General features: G+C 25.5%; 7 protein-coding genes. All 7 read left to right on the plus strand.

The features are described 5' to 3' along the window. Nucleotides 1-152 precede the first annotated feature (152 nt). On the plus strand, nucleotides 153-677 hold the full coding sequence (locus tag KGF50_RS10525) for a VTT domain-containing protein (RefSeq protein WP_227847995.1): 525 nt from the start codon (nucleotides 153-155) through the stop codon (nucleotides 675-677). Beyond that, the gene (locus KGF50_RS10530) at nucleotides 674-814 is read left to right on the plus strand and encodes a hypothetical protein (protein ID WP_227847996.1); all 141 of its coding nucleotides are present in this window, start codon (nucleotides 674-676) and stop codon (nucleotides 812-814) included. Before KGF50_RS10525 ends, KGF50_RS10530 begins: the two co-directional genes overlap by 4 nt. 603 nt (nucleotides 815-1,417) lie before the next feature. After that, nucleotides 1,418-2,737 carry an MATE family efflux transporter gene (locus KGF50_RS10535; protein WP_227847997.1) on the plus strand — a complete coding sequence of 440 codons (1,320 nt, stop codon included), beginning with the start codon at nucleotides 1,418-1,420 and terminating at the stop codon, nucleotides 2,735-2,737. After that, nucleotides 2,730-5,036: a bifunctional glutamate--cysteine ligase GshA/glutathione synthetase GshB gene (gene gshAB / locus KGF50_RS10540; protein ID WP_227847998.1), complete on the plus strand. Its 2,307-nt coding sequence runs from the start codon at nucleotides 2,730-2,732 to the stop codon at nucleotides 5,034-5,036. Before KGF50_RS10535 ends, gshAB begins: the two co-directional genes overlap by 8 nt. A gap of 170 nt (nucleotides 5,037-5,206) precedes the next feature. Beyond that, nucleotides 5,207-5,488 (plus strand): ArsR/SmtB family transcription factor, encoded by a 282-nt coding sequence (locus KGF50_RS10545; RefSeq protein WP_227847999.1) that lies wholly within the window; start codon nucleotides 5,207-5,209, stop codon nucleotides 5,486-5,488. A gap of 101 nt (nucleotides 5,489-5,589) precedes the next feature. Further along, entirely contained in the window at nucleotides 5,590-5,748 is a 159-nt protein-coding gene (locus KGF50_RS10550) for a hypothetical protein (RefSeq protein WP_227848000.1), read from the plus strand. Between the two features lie 97 nt (nucleotides 5,749-5,845). Then, nucleotides 5,846-6,463: permease (locus tag KGF50_RS10555; RefSeq protein ID WP_227848001.1), on the plus strand; the 618-nt coding region annotated here is incomplete at its 3' end.

Genomic DNA, 6,463 nt, shown 5'->3' on the forward strand with positions numbered 1-6,463 from the left:
TATTATTTAAAAGCTATATAAAACATCGATATTCATCGATATCATTTATGATAGTAAATAAGAAAGTAAAATAATTAAAACACCTCAAAGTTATATAAATGCACTTTGAGGTGTTTTTAATTAAAAAATATGGATTTAAGTAGGATAAAAAAATGAAAAAAAAGATTATTAAGATTATTATTTTTGTGTTTATTATCGTTATTATTTTTTGCTTAGATAAGTATTACAAGTTTTCTGATTATTTGACAGATATAAGTAATTTATTATTTTTGAAAAAGATAGTTAATGATAATATATTAATAGCATTATTAGTTTATATTGCTATTACAGTTGTAGGTTGTGTACTTTTAGCATTACCAGGAGCAACATTCGCTTTATTTGCTGGAGTAATGTTTGGTCCATTTCTTGGTACATTTGCATGCTTAATTGCAACTACAATAGGAGCAGTATTAGCATTTTTAGTAGGGAGATTTTTTTTAAAAGATACAGTTAAACCTATGGTTGAAAAAAATAAAACATTAAAAAGATTATTATTTTCGGATGATAATAAAAATGATTTAGTAATACTTATGATTACAAGGATTATACCAATCTTCCCATATAATCTACAAAATTTTGCTTATGGTATTACAGATATAAACCTTTTAAAATATACATATTTACCTTTATATTCATGACTCCAAGAGTAGCAATTTTTACAATAGGAGCTACTGGTATTATTGCAGGATCAAATAGATGGAAATATTTTTTAATCGTTGGAATACTAATGCTATTAGTAACTGCAATAGGTATATTAATACAAAAAAATATTTAAAGGTTAAGGTCAAGAATTAATAAAATTGTTTAATATTAATACAGAATTTAAGGAGTGTTCCAAAATGCTATGGAATACCCTTTTTTTATTTATGATTTCTATCATCTTGAAAAAAATAAAAGCGTTGTATTTATCATAATTTTTCAGTAAATCAAAAAGTGAATATGGATTATGATTCATGAGTAGATTGCCAAAAAATGCTCCAATTATTTCCTAAATTCAATTACTAATTATTGGACTAAAATAAGCAAATTAGATTCCTTTAATACAAAGTATCAGGTAAAGAAAGTACCTATAAGAAAATAGAAAAATTTATGATCAACTCAGAAATAGATAAACACATAAGAAAAATTACTTATAGTATATATAATAAAAAGGTATATTTAAAGAGATATGATGTCTTATATTTTTTACATAATTTAAATAGTATAAATAGACCCTTATAAAATTAAAATAATATTGTAACATCAAAAAAAATTGATTTAATAAACATAAGTCAATTTTTTTGATATAAATGAGTGCTTTAAATAAAGTTGGTTAATTAAACTATATAGTGAGAATACTAGCACTATGTAATAACAGTACTACAAAGGAGAAAATAAAATGAAAAAAGTGGATTTGACACAAGGAAAGGTACTATCTGTAATAGCAGCATTGGCTATACCTATAATGGGTAGTTCACTTTTACAATTCACATACAACATAGTAGATATGTTTTGGGTTGGAGGACTTGGAAGTAATGCTGTTGCCAGTGTTGGCTCATCAAGTTTTTTTATAGGACTTGGATATTCTATAAATACATTAGTAGTTATAGGAGCTGGGATAAAGGTTTCACATGCACTAGGTAAAAATGAAGAACATGAGGTAAAATCATATATAAACGCAGGGATATTTATTAACTTTACATTAGGCCTTATATATGCACTCATTCTTATATTTGCTGGAAAGTACTTTATAGGATTTTTAAATCTAGGAAATGAAGTTGTAGAAAGAGGTGCTAACTTATATCTAGCTATAAGTGCTCCCATGTTATTTTTCTCATTCTTCAATTTAATGTATATAAGAATACTTGGGAGTTATGGACATAACTCAGGAGCACTTAAAATAAGTGCTGTTGGTATAGTTTTAAACATAATATTAGATCCAATATTTATATATGTATTTAAATTTGGAGTATTAGGAGCAGCTATAGCTACACTAATAGCAAATATAGTTATGTATATAATGTTTAGGGTAAGTTCAAAAGGGTTATTTAACTTTGATTTCAAAATAGGAATCAATAAAGATGAAGTTGTTGAAATAATAAAACTAGGATTCCCTATGTCATTTCAGAGAGTACTATTTACTATAGTAAATATAATACTTGCTAGAATAATATCTATGTTTGGATCAGATGCAATAGCAGGTCAAAAGATAGGACTTCAAATAGAATCAATAACATTTATGGTGATTGGTGGATTAAATGGTGCTATAGCAAGCTTTACAGGCCAAAACTATGGTGCTAAAAAATACAATAGAATTATAAAAGGGTATCATACATCTCTAAAAATAGGTGTAGTATATGCAATTATAACATCAGTAGTATTTTTATTAATACCAGAGTATTTAGTCACTATATTTATAAAAGATGCTGCAACTATAGAAATTGCTAGTATGTATTTAAGAATAATTGCAATTTCACAAATATTTAGCGCTATTGAAATGGTTTCAAATGGTATGTTTACAGGTCTTGGTATACCAAATATTCCAGCTATGATAAGTATAATATTTACAGTGCTTAGAATACCAATGGCACTAGTATTTACAAAGTATTTTAGTGTAGATGGTGTATGGATTAGTATATCCATATCAAGTGTTTTAAAAGGAATAACATCATATATAATGTATCGAATTAAGGTTAGAAAGGATGACAAATATGCTTAAGACAATGAAGAATTTATTTACTAAACAAGAACTATTAAAAGGTAATTTTGGAGTTGAAAGAGAAGGACTTAGAGTAGATACAAAAGGAAAATTATCAGAAAAACCACATCCAGTTATTTTTGGATATAAAATGTGTAATCCATATATAACAACAGATTTTTCAGAAAGTCAATTAGAACTTATAACACCAGTATTTTCAACTACTAAAGAGACATATAAATTTTTAAATGCACTTTATGATATAGTAGCTATGGAACTTGAAGATGAGTATTTATGGCCACAATCTATGCCAGCTATAATACCAGAAGATAAAGATATACCAATAGCAGAGTTTTGTGGATGTGAAGAAGGAAAAATCGCAAGAGAATATAGAGAAGAGTTACTTTTAAAATATGGTGGAAAAAAACAATTGATATCAGGTATACATTATAACTTTTCGTTTAATGAAAATATAATAAAGAAACTATATGAAAATAGCGATAAATCAAGTTATTATAAAGATTTTAAAGATGATGTATATTTAAAGGTTACTAGAAATTATCTAAGATACAGATGGTTACTTATATATCTTTTAGGATGTACAAGTGTTGTACATAAAAGTTATAATGAGGACTGCGTAAAACAACTTGATGAAATATCAAAAGGAAGTTTTTCAAATGAAGGAGCACTATCTTACAGAAATAGTGAATGTGGCTATAAAAATAAAATAGATTTATTCCCAAGCTACGATAGTGTAGAAGAATATGTTAATAGCATTAATAAGTTTATAGATGAAGATTTTATTGATAGTCATAAAGAATTATATGCCCCAATAAGATTAAAGGCAAAAGATCCTAAATCATTACTTAAGTCTCTAGTAAGTGATGGAATAAATTATTTAGAATATAGAAGTATTGATATAAACCCATTTGAAAAAGGTGGAATAAGTTTAGATGATTTATACTTTATAAATTTATTTAACATATTCTTACTAATTGAGGATGAAAGTGATTATAAAAATTGGCAACAAGAAGCACTTAAAAATCAAAATATAATAGCAACTAAAGGTCAAAATGATGTTGATTTAATTAAAGATGGAAAGAGTGTATCAAAGATAAAGTGGGGTCTTGAAATTTTAGATAAAATTAAAGTTATAAATGATGAACTTAAATTAAGACAAGATAAAATAATAGATAATATAGTAGATAAAGTTAAGGATTATAAAGAAACTTATACTTATAAAATGATTGAAAAAGTAAAGGAACAAGGCTATGTAAATGCTCATTTAAACCTTGCTAAAGAATATAAAGAGTTAGCATATAACAACAGGTTTAAACTAGAAGGATATGAAGATTTAGAGTTATCTACTCAAATTTTAATGAAGGAATCAATTAAAAGAGGGATTAAATCTGAATTAATAGATAGAAGTGACAACTTTATATCTCTTGAGCAAGGAGATAAAGTGGAATATGTAAAGCAAGCAACAAAAACATCTAAGGATAACTATGCAACTGTTCTTGCTATGGAGAATAAAGTAGTTACTAAAAAAATATTACAAAAGAGCAATATAAGAGTACCTGATGGTAGTGAATTTGATAATATTGAAGATGCAATAAGTAAAATTGATAATTTTACAAACAAGCCTATAGTTATAAAGCCAAAGTCTACAAATTTTGGAACAGGAATAAGCATATTCCCTCAAGGAGCTAAAAAAGAAGATGTAATGAGTGCTTTTGAAATTGCTTTTAAACATGATAATACTGTATTAGTTGAAGAGTTTATAAGTGGCAAAGAGTATAGATTTTTAGTGATTGGAGATAAAGTTGTAGGCATACTTCATAGAGTTCCCGCAAATGCAATAGGTGATGGAAAACTATCAATTAGGAAATTGATAGCAATTAAAAATCAAAGTCCATTAAGAGGAAAGGGATATAAAACTCCTCTAGAAAAAATAGACTTAGATGAAAATGCAAAATTATTTTTAAAACATAGAGGATTAGATTTTGACTATATCCCTAAAAAAGATGAAATAGTCTACTTAAGGGAAAACTCAAATATTAGTACTGGTGGAGATAGTGTTGATTATACAGATGATATACCTCAAAGATTTAAAAATATAGCTGTTAAATCTTCTCAATCTATGGGTGCAAATATTTGTGGTGTTGATATGATGATAGATGATTATAAGGATGAAGATTCATCGTATGCAATAATTGAGCTTAATTTTAATCCTGCAATTCATATTCATTCATATCCTTATATAGGAAAAGAAAGAGAAATTGCTAAAGAAATATTAAAATTATTAGAATTCATAGATTAAAAATAAAGTAGTTAAGTTATAAAGGGCTGGTTTCTTATTTAATAAGAGTCAGTCTTTTATAATTTAAATGGAAATGATTTTATTTTTTCTTATAAATAATCTATTTACAATATAGTAATTATTGAATAAAATAAAATTGATATGTATATTATAGAAAGAGGTAAACTATTATGAATAATGATATAAAATTATATGAACTAGTATTTAGAGCTTTATCAGATAATATAAGATTAAATATATTGATAGAATTAAATAAACAAGAAAGTATATGTGTTTGTAATCTAGTCGAATACTTTAATATTTCACAATCAAAATTATCATATCATTTAAAAATGTTATTAGATGTTAATTTAATAACAAAAGAGAGACAAGGTAAATGGAATTATTATAGTATCAATATGGATGAACTAGAAAAATTCTTATCAAAAGAGTTAATTTTAAAAATTTTTTAAAATACACTTGAACATATCAATTTTTTTTGATATAATTCTAATTAACATATCGAAAACAATCGATATGTTAGTGTATTAAAAAATATTTAGGAGGTTTTCATATGTCTGAAAAGAGTTCTGCTATTAAAAAATTATTTTCAAAAAAGAATAAAGAAAATAGTTGCTGTTCATTTGAAATTGAAGAAATAAAAGAGTGTTGCAATGATAAAAGTTGTTGTGATGAAAGTGATAAAACTGAAAAAGATGAAGAAAAAAAGTAAAAGGTGTATAATCATCTTTTATTTTTAAGAAACATATCAAAAAAAATTGATGTGTTTTGAAATATTATAATTTTTTAGAAATTGGAGAGATGAATCAATGACAGAGATATTTAATAAGTTTATATATTTATTTGTAGAATTAACTATCTTATTTTTAGGAATAAGTTTTTTAGTTGGGATTATACAACAAACTATTTCAGAAGAAAAAATAAGAAGTATGTTGAGTACAAAAAATAAGTTCTTAGGGTATATAAATGCCTTGATATTAGGAACATTTACACCCTTTTGCTCATGTTCTACAGTACCAGTGTTAGTTGGGTTAACAAAAGTAAAAGCTCCATTTGGGCCAACTATGACATTTTTATTTACATCACCATTTTTAGACCCAGCTGTAATAGTTCTTATGTTAACTTTATTTGGGGTAAAAATAACAGTCACATATTCGGCTATAGTACTAATATTCCCATTGATAATAGGAATTTTACTTGAAAAACTAGGATTTGAAAAATATGTGAAAAATGTAAATATAAAAAATAGTGAAGAAGTAAAATCAAATGATATGAATTTACATCTTTCAAAAAAAGAATTAATTAAAAAGTATTTAATTGAAGCAATAAAAGAGGCTTGGAAACTATATGTATCAGTATTACCTTATTTAATAATAGGAGTACTGGTTGGTTCTTTAATGTATAATGTTGTGCCACAAGATGTCATA

Source organism: Clostridioides sp. ZZV15-6598 (assembly GCF_020657705.1).
GTDB classification, from domain to species: Bacteria; Bacillota; Clostridia; order Peptostreptococcales; family Peptostreptococcaceae; genus Clostridioides; species Clostridioides difficile_F.

What these genes read in the sequence shown, in the direction of transcription:
- KGF50_RS10545 (WP_227847999.1), top strand. Translation starts at nt 5,207, where the DNA reads ATGAATAATGATATAAAATTATATGAACTAGTATTTAGAGCTTTATCA.
- KGF50_RS10535 (WP_227847997.1), top strand. Translation starts at nt 1,418, where the DNA reads ATGAAAAAAGTGGATTTGACACAAGGAAAGGTACTATCTGTAATAGCA.
- KGF50_RS10530 (WP_227847996.1), top strand. Translation starts at nt 674, where the DNA reads ATGACTCCAAGAGTAGCAATTTTTACAATAGGAGCTACTGGTATTATT.
- gshAB (WP_227847998.1), top strand. Translation starts at nt 2,730, where the DNA reads ATGCTTAAGACAATGAAGAATTTATTTACTAAACAAGAACTATTAAAA.
- KGF50_RS10550 (WP_227848000.1), top strand. Translation starts at nt 5,590, where the DNA reads ATGTCTGAAAAGAGTTCTGCTATTAAAAAATTATTTTCAAAAAAGAAT.
- KGF50_RS10525 (WP_227847995.1), top strand. Translation starts at nt 153, where the DNA reads ATGAAAAAAAAGATTATTAAGATTATTATTTTTGTGTTTATTATCGTT.